The following is a 15,539-nucleotide window of genomic DNA, read 5'->3' as shown; positions in this document are numbered from 1 at the left end:
CCGCCGTCATCCGTGCGCGGGTACCTGACCGCGATGCGCCCGGCATACGCCCCGCCGCAGGCTCGTAGAATCGAGCCCACCATGGCTTACCTCGACCACGCCGCGACCACCCCGATGCTCCCGGAGGCGATCGCGGCGATGACCGCGCAGCTCGCCGTCACCGGCAACGCGTCCTCACTGCACGCCGCCGGGCGCCGGGCCCGCCGTACCGTCGAGGAGTCGAGAGAGACCCTCGCCGACGCCCTCGGCGCGCGCCCCAGCGAGGTGGTCTTCACCTCCGGCGGCACCGAGGCCGACAACCTCGCCGTGAAGGGCCTCTACTGGGCCCGTCGCGACGCCGATCCCGCCCGTACCCGCGTACTCGCCGGCCCCGTCGAGCACCATGCGGTGCTGGACGCCGTCGACTGGCTCGCCGAGCACGAGGGCGCGACCGTCGAATACCTTCCCGTCGACGCCTACGGGCGCGTCCACCCGGACGCGCTGCGCGAGGCGATCCTGCGCAACCCCGACGATGTCGCGCTGGTCACCGTGATGTGGGCCAACAACGAGATCGGGACCGTCATGCCGGTGCGTGAACTGGCCGCGGTGGCGAACGAGTTCGACATCCCGATGCATGCCGACGCGGTGCAGGCGTTCGGTCAGCTGGAAGTCGACTTCAGCCGCTCGGGACTGGCCGCGATGACCGTCAGCGCACACAAGATCGGCGGCCCGTTCGGCATCGGCGCGCTGCTGCTCGGACGTGCGTACAGCCCCGTACCCGTGCTGCACGGCGGCGGCCAGGAGCGGCACGTGCGCTCCGGGACCCTCGACGTGCCCGCTGTCGCCGCCTTCGCGGTGGCGGGGCGGCTCGCCGCCGACAGGCGCGAGCAATTCGCCCGGGAGGTCGGCGCACTCCGCGACGAGCTGGTCGCCGCGGTGCTGGCCGCCGTCCCCGACGCCATCCTCGGTGGTGACCCGGCCCCCGGCGGCCGGCTCCCGGCCAACGCCCACTTCACCTTCCCCGGCTGCGAGGGCGACTCCCTCCTGCTGCTGCTGGACGCCCAGGGCATCGAGTGCTCCACCGGCTCCGCCTGCACGGCGGGCATCGCCCAGCCCAGCCATGTGCTGCTGGCCACCGGCACCGATCCGGACCTCGCCCGCGGCACACTGCGGTTCTCGCTCGGCCACACGTCGACGAAGCAGGACGTCGACGACGTGGCACGGGCGATCGGCCCGGCGGTGGAACGGGCGCGGACGGCAGGGCTCAGCTGAGGAGCTCAGGCCCGACCGGTGCGCGGTGAGGGGGACGGGCCGGAAGCCGCCGCCCGTACCAGCTTCATGTACCGGTCCCAGTCCCAGTGCGGGCCGGGATCGGTATGGTCCGTGCCCGGCACCTCCACATGCCCGATGATGTGCTCACGGTCCACCGCGATGCCGTACCGCGCGCATATCGTCGCCGTCAGCCGCGCCGACGAGGCGTACATCGCGGCCGTGAAGTCCTGCGGACGGTCCACGAACCCCTCGTGCTCGATGCCGACGCTGCGTTCGTTGTACGACCTGTTCCCGGCGTGGAACGCCACATCCAGCTCACGGATCATCTGCGCCACATGGCCGTCCTTGCGCACCACGTAGTGCGCCGCCGCCGCGTGACCAGGGTCCTGGAAGACCCTGACCGCGCCCCGGTAACTGCCCTGGGTGACATGGACGACGATCCGGTCGATGTCGTAGTCGGCGGGGCGGTCCGCCCGCCGCCAGTTCGCCGGGGACGCCGCTATCCACTCCGCCCCCGCGTAATCCAGCTCACCCGGTTTCCGGGCCTTGTCCACCCCGGGCAGCCGCCACCAGGCGTGCTCCAGCTTCTGCCGCGCCAGCGCCGCCGTGCCGACAGCCGTGACGGCGGCCCCGATCAGCAGCCCGCGCCGGCTGATGCCGTGCCCGGAACCGTCCCCCGCGGAGCGTCCGGCGCCCGCCGTCCCCTTGGTCCCCATGTGGTCGACAACGCATATCCGTGAGCGTTCGGTTCCCGTCGCCCCGTACCCTGGTGGAGCTATGACTCAGACTTCCCAGCGCCCCCTCCGCGTGCTCGCCGCCATGTCCGGCGGTGTCGACTCCGCCGTCGCCGCGGCCCGCGCCGCCGAGGCGGGCCACGACGTGACCGGTGTGCACCTCGCCCTCTCCGCGAACCCGCAGTCGTTCCGCACCGGAGCGCGCGGCTGTTGCACCATCGAGGACTCCCGCGACGCCCGCCGCGCCGCGGACGTCATCGGCATCCCGTTCTACGTCTGGGACCTGGCGGAACGCTTCCGCGAGGACGTCGTCGAGGACTTCGTCGCCGAGTACGAGGCGGGCCGCACCCCCAACCCGTGCCTGCGCTGCAACGAGAAGATCAAGTTCGCGGCGCTGCTCGACAAGGCGCTGGCGCTCGGCTTCGACGCCGTCTGCACCGGTCACTACGCCACCGTCGTGCTCAACGAGGACGGCAGCCGTGAGCTGCACCGCGCCTCGGACATGGCCAAGGACCAGTCGTACGTGCTCGGCGTCCTGGACGAGAAACAGCTCGCCCACGCGATGTTCCCGCTCGGCGACACCCTCACCACCAAGGACGAGATCCGCGCCGAGGCGGAGGCCCGCGGGCTGGCCGTCGCGAAGAAGCCCGACAGCCACGACATCTGCTTCATCGCGGACGGCGACACCCAGGGCTTCCTGGCGAGCCGGCTCGGCGGCAAGGCGGAGGGCGACATCCTCGACGAGTCCGGCACGAAGCTCGGCAGCCACGACGGCGCCTTCGGCTTCACCATCGGCCAGCGCAAGGGCCTGCGCATCGGCCACCCCGCGGCCGACGGCAAGCCGCGCTACGTCCTCGACATCTCGCCGGTGAACAACACGGTGACGGTCGGCCCGGCCGAGGCCCTCGACGTCACCGCGCTGACGGCGATCAGGCCCCGCTGGTGCGGCACGGCCCCGGCCGGCCCCGGTACCTACACCGCCCAGCTCCGCGCCCACGGCGGCGAGACCGAGGTGACCGCCGAGCTCGTCGACGACACACTGAACGTGACCTTCACCGAGGCGGTACGGGGCGTGGCCCCCGGCCAGGCGGTCGTGCTGTACGACGGCACGCGGGTGGTCGGCTCGGCGACGATCGCGACGACGGTGCGGCGTAGCGCGGCCGGGGCCGCGGCCGGCTGACCCCGCAGCCCGGGGCCCGACGGCTCACGGCGCCGGGCTGATGTACACGTCCTTCGCGAAGAACTCCGCCAGGACCGGGGCGATCACCTGGGGTGCCGGCTCGCGGATCTGCCCCGTCAGGGTGCGGTGGCGGGCGCGCGGAACCGCGTCCGTGAGGGCACGGGTCGCGAGCCGTGCCGGCGCGGTGCTGAAACCGCCGCAGACCACCATCGTGCGCGCCGTCACGGAGGCGAGCCGCGCCGCGGGCACCGAACCGTCGCCGAGCAGCGCGTCGTCGTACGCCAGCGTGTGTGCCACCGCCTCCAGGGCCGGCCACAGCGGGGCACGCCGCATCCGGGCCACCGTGTCCGGGGCGACGCCCGTCAGGGACAGGAACAGCTCGACGGCGTCGCCGAGGTTCCCGGCGGAGAGCAGCCGGTGCAGCCGGGCCGTGCAGACAGCCTTGAACATCAGCCCCGCGGGCCCGGGGGTGTACGGCGGCTCGTAGACCGCGAGCAGGTCGATGGGGAGCCCCGACGCCGCGGCCTCCAGCGCGAGGGCGCCACCGGACGACATCCCGAAGACCGAGGCCCGGCCCCCGATCCGTGCGATCAGCGCGGCCAGGTCCTCGACCTCGCGCTCGACCGTGTACGGCGCGCTGTCGCCACTGGATCCACGGCCGCGGCGGTCGTACGTCACGACATCGAACCGCGCCGACAGGAGCGACGCCAGCGGGGCGTCGGTCGCCGCCGTGCTCAGCGCTCCGCCGACCAGGATCACGGGCGGCCCGTCACCCTGGCGCCGGTAGGCGATCAGAGTGCCGTCAGCGGAGAGAGTCTTGTCCATGCCAGGGTGGACCGCGGTGCGCGGCCGAACTCATCGCTCCACCCGAGAAATTTTTGAACTTTTTCAATTCCGCAGGTCGGAACCGCTCCTGACGATCAGGCGGATACCGTCTCGGTGTCGTAGAAGCAGAAGTGGTCCTTGATCGCGGCAACTTCGGGCTTCGGATCCGGATAGGCCCAGACGAGATCGGCCGCGCCCGGCAGCGACCAGTAGGAGGCATCTCCCTTGAACGGGCAGTGCGTGTGGCTGTCCGACGCGGTCAGCAGCTCCGTACGGACGTCCTCCGGCGGCAGGTAGTAGCGGACCGGACAGCCCGTCTCGCGCAGTACGAGCGGGCGGCGGCTCTCGGCGAGCAGCTGTCCGTCGCGCACCACGCGCACATGCTCGGTGCCCGGCTCGACGGTGATGAGGTGTCCTGTGGTCGAGGTCATATCTGGTTCAGCCGTCCCGTACGCCGATTTCTTCCCCCGCTGCGGGGAATACCGGTGCCGGTGCTTACGGTGGACGCATGAACATCTGCGTCTTTCTCTCCGCCGCCGACCTAGACGACCGCTACACCCGCCCCGCCCGTGAGTTCGCCGAACTGCTCGGCCGCAGCGGGCACACCCTGGTCTGGGGCGGATCGGAGAGCGGGCTGATGAAGGTCGTGGCCGACGGCGTGCAGGAGTCGGGCGGGCGGCTCGTCGGGGTGTCCGTGGAATTCATGGCCGACCAGGCCCGGACCGACGCCGACGAAATGGTCATCGCGCGGGACCTCGCCGAGCGCAAGGCCCTGCTCCTGGAGAAGGCCGACGCCGTCGTGATCATGGTGGGCGGCATGGGGACGCTCGACGAGGCCACCGAGATCCTGGAGCTGAGGAAGCACGGCAAGCACACCAAGCCGGTCGTCCTGCTCAACACCGCGGGTTTCTACGACGGGCTGCACCAGCAGTTCCTGCGCATGGAGGAAGAGGGCTTCCTGCCGCTCCCCCTCACCGAGCTGGTCTTCTTCGCGGAGGACGGCGTGGGCGCGCTCGCCTACCTGGAGGAGTGGTCCGGCCTGCAGTAGCCGGGCGGACGGATGCGACGATGGGCCCATGTCCACTCACCTCATCACCGGTGCCGGTTCCGGCATCGGCGCAGCCGTCGCACGCCGTCTCCTGGAGCGGGGCGACGAGCTCGTGCTGCTGGCCCGTGACGCGGGCCGCGCCAAGGAGCTCGCCGCGCTGCACCCCGGCGCCCGCACGCTGGTCGGCGACCTCGGCAACCCGGACCGGCTCTCCTGGGCCTTTGCCCAGCAGCCGCTGCCGGAACGGATCGACTCGTTGCTGCACATCGCGGGCGTCGTGGAGCTCGGCCCGGTCGGCGAGCTCACGCCCAAGGCGTGGCACTTCCAGCTCAACGCCAATCTGGTCGCCCCCGCCGAGCTGACCCGGCTCTTCCTGCCGCAGCTGCGCGTCGCCAAGGGCCATGTCCTGTTCGTGAACTCCGGCGCCGGACTCAGTGCGAACGCGGAGTGGAGCGCGTACGCCGCCAGCAAGCACGGCCTGAAGGCGCTCGCCGACTCGCTGCGTCAGGAGGAGCACGCGAACGGGGTACGGGTGACCTCCGTCTACCCCGGACGCACCGCCAGCCCCATGCAGGCCAAGGTCCACCAGCAGGAGGGCAAGGAGTACGACCCCTCGCGGTTCATCGACCCGGAGTCGGTGGCCACCACGATCCTGATGGCGATCGATCTGCCGCGCGACGCCGAGGTCAACGACCTGACGGTCCGCCCCGGGCTCTGACGGCGAGAACGCTTCCGGGCACCGGTCCGGACCACCCGCGCGCCCGGGACGGTGCGGTGCCGGCGCACGGCCCGCGCCGGCACCGCCCCGTCCCGGGCCTGCGGCCCGGCCCGTAGGCTTTCCGCGTGAGCGAGAAGAGCAAGTTCAGCGGGTGCCGTGCCACCGGGATCGGATCGATGCCCGGAGGAGACGCGCGGGAGGCGGCCAAGACCGTCACCGGGTCGTTCGGGGACGGAGAGGGGCTGCCGTACCTGGCGGAACTGCCCGCACGCGGCCCCGGCGCGGACATGATCGGGCGGACCATCGGACTGCTCGTCGACATGTACGGCCATGTCGAGCCCAGCGGCTGGCGGATCAGCGACCGCCCGGGCCGCGACACCCGCAGGGCCCGCTCCTGGCTCGGTGAGGACCTCGACGCCCTGGAGGAGTTCACCCAGGGCTACACGGGACCGCTGAAGGTGCAGGCGGTCGGCCCCTGGACGCTGGCCGCTGCGCTGGAGCGACGTGGCGGCGAGGCCGCGCTCGGCGACCCGGGTGCCTGCCGCGATCTGGCGGGCTCCCTCACGGAGGGGCTGCGCGACCATCTCGCCGACGTACGGCGCAGGATGCCCGGCGCGCAGGTGATCCTGCAGCTCGACGAGCCCTCCCTGACCGGCGTGCTCCACGGGCAGATCCGCACGGCGAGCGGCTACCGCACCTACCGGGCCGTGGACCGGCAGGTGGTGGAGGCGACCCTCCGCGATGTCCTGGCGGCGAACGGGGACGGTGCCACCGTCGTCCACACCTGCGCCCCCGCCGTGCCGTTCGCGCTGCTGCGCCGGGCCGGCGCCGACGGTATCTCCTTCGACTTCTCTCTGCTCACCGAGCGTGAGGAGGAGGCGATCGGGGAGGCGGTCGAGGGCGGGACGCAGCTCTTCCTCGGGGTGGTCCCCGGCACCGACCCGGCTTCGGACGCATTGTCGGACCCGGGCGGTAGCGTCATGGGTGTCAGGACGCTGTGGCGCAGGCTGGGGCTGAATCCGGGGACTCTCGCCGAGTCGCTGGTGATCACTCCGTCGTGCGGGCTCGCGGGTGCGTCTCCCGCGTACGCACGTGCCGCGCTCGCCCACTGCGCCCGGGCCGCGAGATCGCTCGCAGACAACCCTGAGTGACGGGGATCGGGTAACGGGAGGACGGGACGATGGCCGGCGGACAGCAGAGAGAAGTGCCCGCGGAGGCACTGCAGCGGCATGCACTCCTCGCCGAGCAGATCGAGGAGCACCGTTTCCGGTACTACGTGAACGACCAGCCGATCGTCAGCGACGCCGAGTTCGACGCACTGATGCGCGCGCTGGAGGCCCTGGAGGACGAGTACCCGCAGCTGCGTACGCCCGAATCGCCGACCCAGAAGGTCGCGGGCCCGTACCAGACGGAATTCACCTCGGTCGAGCACCGCGAGCCGATGCTCTCCCTGGACAACGCGTTCGACGACGAGAAGCTGGCGCTCTGGGCCGACCGCGTCGCCAAGGACGTCGGCGGACCCGGCTACCACTTCCTGTGCGAACTCAAGGTGGACGGCCTCGCGGTCAACCTCACGTACGAGAACGGGCTGCTGACCCGAGCCGCGACCCGCGGTGACGGCGGCACCGGCGAGGACGTCACGCCCAACGTGCGCACGATCGCCGAGATCCCGCACCGGCTGAAGGGCGAGCGGATTCCGGAGCTGGTCGAGATCCGCGGCGAGGTGTTCTTTCCGATGGAGGCCTTCGAGGGGCTCAACGCCCGGCTGGTGGAGGCCGACGACAAACCGTTCGCCAACCCGCGCAACGCGGCGGCGGGTTCGCTGCGCCAGAAGGACCCGAAGGTCACCGCAGCCCGCCCGCTGCACATGGTGGTGCACGGCATCGGTGCCCGTGAGGGCTTCGACATCGACTGCCTCTCGCACGCCTACGAGCTGCTGCACGAGTGGGGTCTGCCCACCGCCAGGTACAACAAGGTCGTCGACTCCCTCGACGGAGTGAGGGAGTTCATCGCGCACTTCGGTGAGAACCGGCACACCGTCGAGCACGAGATCGACGGCGTGGTCGTCAAGCTCGACGAGATCGCGCTGCAGGGGCGGCTGGGCTCCACCTCGCGCGCCCCGCGCTGGGCGATCGCCTGGAAGTACCCGCCGGAGGAGGTCAACACCAAGCTGGTGAACATCCGGGTCGGCGTCGGGCGCACCGGCCGGGTCACCCCGTACGCGCAGGTCGAACCGGTCGAGGTGGCGGGCTCCGAGGTCGAGTTCGCCACCCTGCACAACCAGAACGTGGTGAAGGGCAAGGGTGTCCTCATCGGGGACACGGTGGTGATCCGCAAGGCAGGCGACGTGATCCCCGAGATCCTCGGCCCGGTCGTCGATCATCGGGACGGCACCGAGCGGGCGTTCGTGATGCCGACCCACTGCCCCGAGTGCGGGACGGAGCTGCGGCCCACGAAGGAGGCCGACATCGACGTCCGCTGCCCCAACGCCCGCTTCTGCCCGGCACAGTTGCGTGAACGCATCGCCTATCTCGCGGGCCGCAAGTGCCTGGACATCGACCACTTCGGCTATGTCGCGGCGGCAGCCCTGACCAGACCGCTGGAGCCCACCGAGCCGCCACTGCGGGACGAGAGCGACCTCTTCGGGCTGACGATCGAGCAGCTGCTGCCGATCCGCGCCCATGTCCTCGACATGGACAGCGGACTGCCCAAGCGCGATCCGAAGACCGGCGAGGAGAAGACCGCCCTGGTCTTCGCCAACCAGGACGGCGAACCGAGGAAGAACGCCGTGGCGATGCTGGAGTCCGTGGCCGCGGCCAAGGAGGCCCCGCTGGCCCGGATCCTCACGGGGCTGTCGATCCGTCACGTGGGGCCGGTCGCGGCCGGGGAACTGGCCCGCCAGTTCCGTTCGATGGACCGCATCGAGGCGGCCACCGAGGAGGAACTGGCCGCGGCCGACGGCGTCGGCCCCGTCATCGCCGCCTCGGTCACCCGGTGGTTCGCCGAGGACTGGCACCGGGAGATCCTGCGCAAGTGGCGGGAGGCGGGAGTCCGGATGGAGGACGCGGGCACGGGCGAGGACGAGGCGCTGCGCCCGCTCGAAGGGCTCACCGTCGTCGTCACCGGCACGCTGGCCGACCACACCAGAGATGGCGCGAAAGAGGCCCTGCAGAGCCGGGGGGCCAAGGTGACCGGTTCCGTTTCGAAGAAGACCTCCTTCGTGGTGGTCGGCGACAATCCCGGCTCGAAGTACGACAAGGCCGTCCAGCTGAAGGTTCCGGTTCTGGACGGTGCGGGCTTTTCCGTCCTGCTCGAACAGGGGCCTGACGCCGCACGCGAGGCGGCTGTGCCGGTCGCCGGACCGGCCGAGGAGTAGCGCACGGCGGTGGCACCGGACGGGGTCGGCACCGGGACGCGGTGGACCGGAGGCCGCGACCGGGCCGTCCGGTTCACCCGTTCGGCGCTTACCAGATCCAGCAGATGCTGACGGGTGGTCGGATCGCATTCGGGCAAGAGCTGTAGAGCGCTGCCCGTAGGGGCGTTTCGCGGCCTACTGTTGAGACGTGCGCCTGCGGTGCCCCGGCTGTGTGACGGTCCGTGGGCCCCGGTGGCGTGGGAGCGGGACGAACAGGTGACATCGGCACCGCCGGCTGTGAGAGGGACGGAATGAAACCGACCGAGAGCGCCGCACCGGTGTCGCGGCTGCAAGGTTTCCTCGGCCTCACTCCCAGAGTGGGCGCCGTCGTCATGGTGATTGCAACCGTTCAGCTCGCGACCGGTTTCTACGGGACCTTGAGCGACGGACAGGCGCTCTTCCCGGCCGGTGCGGCCGGCTGGTCGCTCGCCGTCCTCACCGGGATCATCGTCGGCCATCTGGTCGCCCTCGGGCGCGACCGCTGGTGGGGCGGGACCGGCTCCGGCGCCGCCCTCACCCTGGCCGTCCTGCTGCTCTACGGGTGGGTGGCCGCCGGCCTGGTCAGCCTGGTCGTCGTCGTGCTCGTCGGCGTGGCACGAAGACATCGCTGGTGGCAGGGGCTGCTGCACGGGGCGGTGGACATCCTGGGGGTGGGTGCGGCGGCGCTGGTGCTCGCCCTGTTCGGCGAGGTGCAGAGCGTCGAGTCGCCCTGGCGGCCACTCGACTGGGGTATCGGCTCCGTCCCGGAAGTCCTCCTCGCCGCCGCCACCTACCTCCTCGTCACCCGGGTGCTCCTCTGGTACGCGCGGGCCTCCCAGGGTGGCGGGCTGCCGACCATCGCGCGCACCGCCCTGCTGCGGCAGGGGCTGGTCGCGGTCGCCCTGCTCGGGATCGCCCCGCTGATATGCGTCGTCGCCATGGCCGCCCCCGTACTCCTGCCGCTCTTCGCGGTTCCGCTGATCGCCCTGGACTCCACCCTCTGGATCGCCCGCGCCCGGGCCGAGGAGCAGCTGCGGGACCCGCTCACCGGACTGCCCAACCGGCAATGGCTGCTGGAACGGATCTGGACGGCCCTGGAGGACGCCGAGAACATCGGCGCCAGGTCCGCGCTCGTACTGATCGACCTCGACCGGTTCCGGGCCGTCAACGACACCCTGGGCCACCTGGCGGGGGACCGGCTGCTGCTGCAGATAGCGGACCGCCTGCGACTGGCCCTGCCGCGCGGAGCGGAGGCCGCCCGGCTCGGCGGCGACGAGTTCGCCGTACTGCTCCCGACCGCTGACTCCACCACCAGCGCGCAGCGCGTCGCCCGCCACCTGGTCGCCGAACTCTCCTCACCACTGGACCTCGACGGCCTGACGCTGGTGCTGGAGGCGAGCGCCGGAGTCGCCGTCTTCCCCGACCACGCGCCCGACGCCGAGGGGCTGCTCAGACGCGCGGACGTGGCGATGTACCAGGCCAAGCGGGACCGTACCGGTGTCGAGGTGTACGAGTCGAAGCGGGACAGCAACACCCCCGACCGGCTGGGGCTCCTCGGAGACCTGCGGCGTGCGCTGGACGCCGGCGAGGTGGAGCTCCACTACCAGCCGAAGGTCCGCTTCGACGGTCAGGTGGCCGGACTCGAAGCGCTGGTGCGCTGGGTGCATCCGGAACGGGGCCGGGTCCCTCCGGACGAGTTCATCGCCATCGCCGAGTCGTCGGGTCTGATGCCTCACCTGACCGAGTACGTGCTGGAGACGGCGCTGGCACAGGTCGCCCGGTGGCGGGCGCAGGGACTGTTCGTCCCGGTGGCGGTCAACGTCTCGCCGCGCGACGTCCACACCCCCGGTTTCGCGGGCGGCGTCGCGGCCCGGCTCGCCCGGCACGGTGTCCCGCCCGGCTCCCTGCAGCTGGAAATCACGGAACACGTGCTGCTGGAGGATCCGCAGCGCGCCGCCGACACCCTCGCGGGACTGACGGCGCACGGCGTGAAGATGTCGCTCGACGACTTCGGTACCGGCTACTCCTCCCTGGTCCATCTGCGCCGGCTGCCGGTGAGTGAACTCAAGATCGACCGCTCGTTCGTGGCCCGCCTCGCCGTCGACAACGAGGACGCGGAGATCGTCCGCTGCACGATCGACCTGGCCCACTCGCTCGGACTGCTCGTCGTCGCCGAGGGCGTCGAGGACGACGAGACGTGGGAGCGGCTGCGGGACCTGCGCTGCGACGCGGTGCAGGGATGGCTGGTGGCCGCCGCGATGCCGCCGCAGGAGACGACGGCCTGGCTGCGGGCGCGCGGGGAGCACGGATGGCGGCGGCCCGCGGAGCTGGAAGCGGCGGCGGCCGCGGCCGCCGCGGGGGGCACGGAGCTGGAGCAGCTGCCGCCCGGGCGGGCGGTCCGCTCCCGCCCGGCGGCCACCTGAACGGCCGGACGGCCGACGGCAGGCCCGCCCCGGACATCCGGTTGCCCGCCCGTCGCCCGGATCCCCCGCGGATTCCCTGCGAACTTCCCCTGCGGATCCTGCCTGCGGCAGCGAGGGCACCGCACCTCGACGGATTCCCTGCCTACGGGCCCGACCGGCCCCGGAACGCGCAGGGCGGAGCCCGGCCGGAGCCGGGTGTTCCATGGGTGGCGGCTCCGGCCGCGGCGGACCCCATAGGATTGGTGCCAAAACCCACACACTCACCCCTGAGGATCGCTGCATGCCTGGCATCACGCGCGAGGAGGTCGCCCACCTCGCACGGCTGGCGCGTCTGGAGCTGAAGGGCGAAGAGCTCGATCACTTCGCCGGTCAGCTCGACGACATCATCGGCGCGGTCGCCCGCGTCTCCGAGGTCGCCGACCAAGACGTACCGCCGACCTCCCACCCGCTGCCGCTGACCAATGTCATGCGCGCGGACGAGGTCCGTCCGTCGCTCACCCCCGAGCAGGCGCTCTCCGGCGCCCCGGCCCAGGAGCAGCAGCGTTTCAAGGTGCCGCAGATCCTGGGGGAGGACTAAAAGTCATGACGGACATCAGCACCATCATCAAGCTCACCGCCGCCGAGATCGCCGCGAAGATCGCTTCCGGTGAGCTCACGGCCGTCGAGGTCACCGAGGCACACCTGGCCCGGATCGACGCGATCGACGAGAAGGTCCACGCCTTCCTGCATGTCGACCGTGAGGGCGCGCTCGCGCAGGCCCGTGCCGTCGACGCGAAGAAGGCGGCCGGCGAGAAGCTCGGCCCGCTGGCCGGCGTCCCGCTCGCGCTCAAGGACATCTTCACCACGAAGGACATGCCGACCACCGTCGGCTCGAAGATCCTCGAGGGCTGGGTCCCGCCGTACGACGCGACCCTGACCAAGAAGCTGAAGGCCGCCGACGTCGTCATCCTCGGCAAGACCAACATGGACGAGTTCGCCATGGGGTCCTCCACCGAGAACAGCGCCTACGGTCCGACCGGCAACCCGTGGGACCTCACCCGGATCCCGGGCGGCTCCGGCGGTGGCTCATCGGCCGCCCTCGCCTCGTACGAGGCCCCGCTCGCCATCGGCACGGACACCGGCGGTTCCATCCGCCAGCCCGCCGCCGTCACCGGCACCGTCGGCGTCAAGCCCACCTACGGCGGCGTCTCCCGCTACGGCATGGTCGCCTTCTCGTCCTCCCTCGACCAGGGCGGCCCCTGTGCCCGTACGGTGCTGGACGCGGCCCTGCTGCACGAGGCGATCGCCGGACACGACCCGCTGGACTCGACGTCGATCGACGCCCCCGTCCCGCCGGTCGTCGAGGCGGCCCGCAACGGTAGCGTCGACGGCATGCGCGTCGGTGTCGTCAAGCAGTTCTCCGGCGAGGGCTACCAGGCCGGCGTCGTCCAGCGCTTCAACGAGTCGGTCGAGCTGCTCAAGTCGCTCGGCGCCACGGTCGTGGAGCTGGACTGCCCGTCGTTCGACCTGGGCCTGTCCGCGTACTACCTGATCGCGCCGTCCGAGTGCTCCTCGAACCTGGCCCGCTTCGACGCCATGCGGTACGGCCTGCGGGTCGGCGACGACGGCACGAAGTCCGCCGAGGAGGTCACCGCGCTCACCCGCGAGGCCGGCTTCGGCGACGAGGTCAAGCGCCGCGTGATCCTCGGTACGTACGCACTCAGCTCCGGCTACTACGACGCGTACTACGGCTCGGCGCAGAAGGTCCGCACCCTCATCACCCGGGACTTCGAGAAGGCTTTCGAGCAGGTCGACGTGATCGTCTCCCCGACGACCCCGACCACCGCCTTCCCGATCGGCGAGCGCGCCGACGACCCGATGGCGATGTACCTGGCCGACCTGTGCACGATCCCGACCAACCTGGCCGGCAACGCCGCCATGTCGCTCCCCTGCGGTCTGGCACCGGAGGACGGCCTGCCGGTCGGTCTGCAGATCATCGCCCCCGCCATGAAGGACGACCGGCTGTACAAGGTCGGCGCCGCCGTCGAGGCCGCCTTCGTGGAAAAGTGGGGGCACCCGCTGCTGGAGGAGGCTCCGTCGCTGTGAGCGCAATGACCAAGGCCAAGGGCTTCAAGAAGTCCAAGACCGGTACGTACCTGTCCATCGGCACCACCGCCTTCGGTGCGGTCAGCGTCCTCAAGCAGGTCAAGAGGGCCCGCTCCGAGCACGACACGCTCCGACTGGTCGACGCCGTCGTCTCCGCCGCCGCCATCGCCACCGGCATCGCTCTGCTCTACCGAGAGCTGAAGCGCCTGGGCGACGACGACGTACTGCTGGGCTGAGAGGGAAAGTTTCACCGTGACTGTCACTGACCTGGTGCCGTACGAGGACGCCCTCGCGACGTACGACCCCGTCATGGGCCTCGAGGTCCACGTCGAGCTCGGCACCAAGACCAAGATGTTCTGCGGCTGCTCCACCGAGCTGGGCGCCGAACCGAACTCGCAGACGTGCCCGACGTGCCTGGGCATGCCCGGCTCGCTCCCGGTCGTCAACGCGATCGGCGTCGAGTCCGCCGTCAAGATCGGTCTCGCGCTGAACTGCGAGATCGCCGAGTGGTGCCGCTTCGCCCGGAAGAACTACTTCTATCCGGACATGCCGAAGAACTTCCAGACCTCGCAGTACGACGAGCCGATCGCCTTCGACGGCTATCTGGACGTCCAGCTGGAGGACGGGGAGATCTTCCGGGTGCAGATCGAGCGCGCCCACATGGAGGAGGACACCGGTAAGTCGCTGCACGTCGGCGGCGCCACCGGCCGTATCCACGGCGCGTCCCACTCGCTGCTCGACTACAACCGTGCGGGCATCCCGCTCATCGAGATCGTCACCAAGCCGATCGAGGGAGCCGGCGCGCGCGCCCCCGAGGTCGCGAAGGCGTACGTCGCCGAGCTGCGTGAGCTCATCAAGGCGCTCGGCGTCTCCGAGGCCCGCATGGAGCAGGGCCAGATGCGCTGCGACGTGAACCTGTCGCTGCGCCCCAACGGCACCGAGACGTTCGGTACGCGTTCCGAGACGAAGAACGTGAACTCGCTGCGTTCCGTCGAGCGTGCCGCCCGTTACGAGATCCAGCGCCACGCCGCGGTGCTGAACTCCGGCGGCAAGATCGTGCAGGAGACCCGGCACTTCCACGAGGAGGACGGCTCCACCACGGCCGGCCGCATCAAGGACAACGCCGAGGACTACCGCTACTTCCCGGAGCCCGACCTGGTGCCGGTCGCCCCGGCCCGTGACTGGGTCGAGGGGCTCCGCAAGGGGCTTCCGGAGCTGCCGCGGGTACGCCGCAACCGGCTCCGTGAGGAGTGGGGTGTCTCCGAGTTCGACATGCAGTCGATCCTCAACGCGGGCGCGGTCGACCTGATCGTCGCCACGACCGAGGCGGGCGCTCCTTCGGACCAGGCCCGCAAGTGGTGGATGGGCGAGCTGGCCCGTCACTCCAACGAGAGCGGCACCCCCCTGGACGAGCTGGCGATCACGCCGGCGCAGGTCGCCCGGGTGACCGAGCTCGTCGCCGCCGGTGACCTCAACGACAAGCTGGCACGCCAGGTCATCGAGGGTGTCCTCGCGGGCGAGGGCGACCCGGACACCGTCGTCGAGAAGCGCGGCCTGAAGGTCGTCTCGGACGAGGGTGCGCTCGGCGCTGCCGTCGACGAGGCCATCGCCTCGAACGCGGCCGTCGCGGACAAGATCCGCGGTGGCAAGGTCGCGGCGGCGGGCGCGCTGGTGGGCGCGGTCATGAAGGCCACCCGCGGCCAGGCGGATGCGGCCCGCGTCCGAGAGCTGATCCTGGAGAGGCTCGGCGTCGAAGGCTGAGCCCTTCCCGCCGCTGTACGCAGTGAGGGGGGGGGGGGACCGGAGGACCGGGGGGCCGCCCCCGGATTGGTTTTAGGGCGGCCGGGGGAGGGATGCGCAGAAAAACCAAAACGGCCGCAA

Annotated in this window: 14 protein-coding genes; 11 read left to right on the top strand and 3 right to left on the bottom strand. The window is 71.2% G+C overall.

Annotated features, from left to right (window positions below):
• The first annotated feature begins 81 nt into the window (after positions 1-81).
• Complete coding sequence (locus tag ACFVXE_RS10635; RefSeq protein WP_389670666.1) at positions 82-1,251, top strand: cysteine desulfurase family protein; 1,170 nt, start codon at positions 82-84, stop codon at positions 1,249-1,251.
• A 5-nt stretch (positions 1,252-1,256) separates the two neighbouring features.
• On the opposite strand, the gene ACFVXE_RS10630 is transcribed toward ACFVXE_RS10635, so the two are convergent.
• Positions 1,257-1,967 carry an N-acetylmuramoyl-L-alanine amidase gene (locus ACFVXE_RS10630; protein ID WP_389670665.1) on the bottom strand — a complete coding sequence of 237 codons (711 nt, stop codon included), beginning with the start codon at positions 1,965-1,967 and terminating at the stop codon, positions 1,257-1,259.
• A gap of 61 nt (positions 1,968-2,028) precedes the next feature.
• Here ACFVXE_RS10630 and mnmA point away from each other — a divergent pair, with 61 nt between their 5' ends.
• Positions 2,029-3,165 carry a tRNA 2-thiouridine(34) synthase MnmA gene (gene mnmA / locus ACFVXE_RS10625; protein WP_389670664.1) on the top strand — a complete coding sequence of 379 codons (1,137 nt, stop codon included), beginning with the start codon at positions 2,029-2,031 and terminating at the stop codon, positions 3,163-3,165.
• 24 nt (positions 3,166-3,189) lie between these two features.
• On the opposite strand, the gene ACFVXE_RS10620 is transcribed toward mnmA, so the two are convergent.
• Both ACFVXE_RS10620 and ACFVXE_RS10615 read right to left on the bottom strand, forming a co-directional pair.
• Positions 3,190-3,990, bottom strand: coding sequence for an alpha/beta fold hydrolase (locus ACFVXE_RS10620; protein ID WP_389670663.1), 801 nt, complete (start codon positions 3,988-3,990; stop codon positions 3,190-3,192).
• A gap of 95 nt (positions 3,991-4,085) precedes the next feature.
• Positions 4,086-4,421 carry a DUF427 domain-containing protein gene (locus ACFVXE_RS10615; RefSeq protein WP_389670662.1) on the bottom strand — a complete coding sequence of 112 codons (336 nt, stop codon included), beginning with the start codon at positions 4,419-4,421 and terminating at the stop codon, positions 4,086-4,088.
• 77 nt (positions 4,422-4,498) lie between these two features.
• Here ACFVXE_RS10615 and ACFVXE_RS10610 point away from each other — a divergent pair, with 77 nt between their 5' ends.
• The 9 genes from ACFVXE_RS10610 (at position 4,499) to gatB (ending at position 15,419) form a co-directional block, all read left to right on the top strand.
• The gene (locus ACFVXE_RS10610; RefSeq protein WP_389670661.1) at positions 4,499-5,038 is read left to right on the top strand and encodes a TIGR00730 family Rossman fold protein; all 540 of its coding nucleotides are present in this window, start codon (positions 4,499-4,501) and stop codon (positions 5,036-5,038) included.
• A gap of 28 nt (positions 5,039-5,066) precedes the next feature.
• On the top strand, positions 5,067-5,756 hold the full coding sequence (locus tag ACFVXE_RS10605; RefSeq protein ID WP_389670660.1) for an SDR family oxidoreductase: 690 nt from the start codon (positions 5,067-5,069) through the stop codon (positions 5,754-5,756).
• 125 nt (positions 5,757-5,881) lie between these two features.
• Positions 5,882-6,907 (top strand): methionine synthase, encoded by a 1,026-nt coding sequence (locus ACFVXE_RS10600; RefSeq protein ID WP_389670659.1) that lies wholly within the window; start codon positions 5,882-5,884, stop codon positions 6,905-6,907.
• 29 nt (positions 6,908-6,936) lie between these two features.
• Positions 6,937-9,132 carry an NAD-dependent DNA ligase LigA gene (gene ligA, locus ACFVXE_RS10595; RefSeq protein ID WP_389670658.1) on the top strand — a complete coding sequence of 732 codons (2,196 nt, stop codon included), beginning with the start codon at positions 6,937-6,939 and terminating at the stop codon, positions 9,130-9,132.
• A gap of 371 nt (positions 9,133-9,503) precedes the next feature.
• Positions 9,504-11,573: a putative bifunctional diguanylate cyclase/phosphodiesterase gene (locus tag ACFVXE_RS10590; RefSeq protein WP_389670780.1), complete on the top strand. Its 2,070-nt coding sequence runs from the start codon at positions 9,504-9,506 to the stop codon at positions 11,571-11,573.
• Between the two features lie 280 nt (positions 11,574-11,853).
• Positions 11,854-12,150 (top strand): Asp-tRNA(Asn)/Glu-tRNA(Gln) amidotransferase subunit GatC, encoded by a 297-nt coding sequence (gatC, locus tag ACFVXE_RS10585; protein ID WP_015036350.1) that lies wholly within the window; start codon positions 11,854-11,856, stop codon positions 12,148-12,150.
• Positions 12,151-12,155: 5 nt separating this feature from the next.
• The gene (gatA, locus tag ACFVXE_RS10580) at positions 12,156-13,658 is read left to right on the top strand and encodes an Asp-tRNA(Asn)/Glu-tRNA(Gln) amidotransferase subunit GatA (RefSeq protein ID WP_389670657.1); all 1,503 of its coding nucleotides are present in this window, start codon (positions 12,156-12,158) and stop codon (positions 13,656-13,658) included.
• Between the two features lie 5 nt (positions 13,659-13,663).
• Positions 13,664-13,894 carry a hypothetical protein gene (locus ACFVXE_RS10575; protein WP_389670779.1) on the top strand — a complete coding sequence of 77 codons (231 nt, stop codon included), beginning with the start codon at positions 13,664-13,666 and terminating at the stop codon, positions 13,892-13,894.
• A gap of 16 nt (positions 13,895-13,910) precedes the next feature.
• On the top strand, positions 13,911-15,419 hold the full coding sequence (gatB, locus tag ACFVXE_RS10570) for an Asp-tRNA(Asn)/Glu-tRNA(Gln) amidotransferase subunit GatB (protein ID WP_389670656.1): 1,509 nt from the start codon (positions 13,911-13,913) through the stop codon (positions 15,417-15,419).
• Positions 15,420-15,539: the final 120 nt, after the last annotated feature.

It is taken from the genome of Streptomyces sp. NPDC058231 (genome assembly GCF_042882275.1).
In the GTDB taxonomy this organism is placed as follows: Bacteria; Actinomycetota; Actinomycetes; order Streptomycetales; family Streptomycetaceae; genus Streptomyces.
Note: the sequence above shows the minus strand (reverse complement) of the source record. Positions and strands in the feature narration are given on the sequence as shown.

Bases quoted from the DNA above. Each gene is read 5' to 3' on its own strand.
- ACFVXE_RS10635 (WP_389670666.1), top strand. From the start codon at position 82: ATGGCTTACCTCGACCACGCCGCGACCACCCCGATGCTCCCGGAGGCG.
- ACFVXE_RS10630 (WP_389670665.1), bottom strand. From the start codon at position 1,967: ATGGGGACCAAGGGGACGGCGGGCGCCGGACGCTCCGCGGGGGACGGT.
- mnmA (WP_389670664.1), top strand. From the start codon at position 2,029: ATGACTCAGACTTCCCAGCGCCCCCTCCGCGTGCTCGCCGCCATGTCC.
- ACFVXE_RS10620 (WP_389670663.1), bottom strand. From the start codon at position 3,990: ATGGACAAGACTCTCTCCGCTGACGGCACTCTGATCGCCTACCGGCGC.
- ACFVXE_RS10615 (WP_389670662.1), bottom strand. From the start codon at position 4,421: ATGACCTCGACCACAGGACACCTCATCACCGTCGAGCCGGGCACCGAG.
- ACFVXE_RS10610 (WP_389670661.1), top strand. From the start codon at position 4,499: ATGAACATCTGCGTCTTTCTCTCCGCCGCCGACCTAGACGACCGCTAC.
- ACFVXE_RS10605 (WP_389670660.1), top strand. From the start codon at position 5,067: ATGTCCACTCACCTCATCACCGGTGCCGGTTCCGGCATCGGCGCAGCC.
- ligA (WP_389670658.1), top strand. From the start codon at position 6,937: ATGGCCGGCGGACAGCAGAGAGAAGTGCCCGCGGAGGCACTGCAGCGG.
- ACFVXE_RS10590 (WP_389670780.1), top strand. From the start codon at position 9,504: ATGGTGATTGCAACCGTTCAGCTCGCGACCGGTTTCTACGGGACCTTG.
- gatC (WP_015036350.1), top strand. From the start codon at position 11,854: ATGCCTGGCATCACGCGCGAGGAGGTCGCCCACCTCGCACGGCTGGCG.
- gatA (WP_389670657.1), top strand. From the start codon at position 12,156: ATGACGGACATCAGCACCATCATCAAGCTCACCGCCGCCGAGATCGCC.
- ACFVXE_RS10575 (WP_389670779.1), top strand. From the start codon at position 13,664: ATGACCAAGGCCAAGGGCTTCAAGAAGTCCAAGACCGGTACGTACCTG.